This is a genomic window from Mesorhizobium sp. M1342, assembly GCF_040317955.1.
In the GTDB taxonomy this organism is placed as follows: Bacteria; Pseudomonadota; Alphaproteobacteria; order Rhizobiales; family Rhizobiaceae; genus Mesorhizobium.
On the sequence record NZ_JAMYLI010000077.1, the window covers coordinates 1 to 507 of the forward strand.

At 64.7% G+C, this 507-nt stretch carries 1 pseudogene; it reads left to right on the forward strand.

Going from position 1 to position 507, the window contains the following annotated elements:
• Window positions 1–507: pseudogene (locus NKH06_RS31985) on the forward strand (hypothetical protein); the annotation flags it as partial.

Consider the following 507-nt stretch of genomic DNA (forward strand, 5'->3'; position numbering starts at 1 on the left):
CTGGCGCGACGGCGACCAGCGCGCGCCGGACGAGCGGATCGCAGCACAGGACAGGAGCAACCAGCTACCAAGCGAGGAGGTCCTCATCAACCGTGAGCATGATACAGCGGAGTTGAGACCAGCGAAGAGGCAAAGGACCCCGAACAGTCGTCTGCAGGACGTTGCCACTGAGCCGCAGCTGAGCGAGATCGGCAATTCAGGCGCTCGCGTGCTGATGCAGGCCCCCACCCATCAAGTGGGTGCATTGCCATGGGAAGCGCAGCCCATGATGCAAGGGAGCGGACAAGAACACGCCGCGGCGCCGTACGCCGGAGGCAGTGGGTCGATGCTGGGTGCTTCGGTGCTGCAGCCGGGTCACTCAACGGCGCGCCATCATCATGCGCCGGATTCGTCAGTGGTTGATCTGAATCCCCCCGCACCGTCCGAGTTGCGTGACCATGCTCGTTCTGTGCCGGCGGCGGTGCAGCCAGATCCTCCAATAGGGGTCTCCGGTCGCGACAAGGGTCC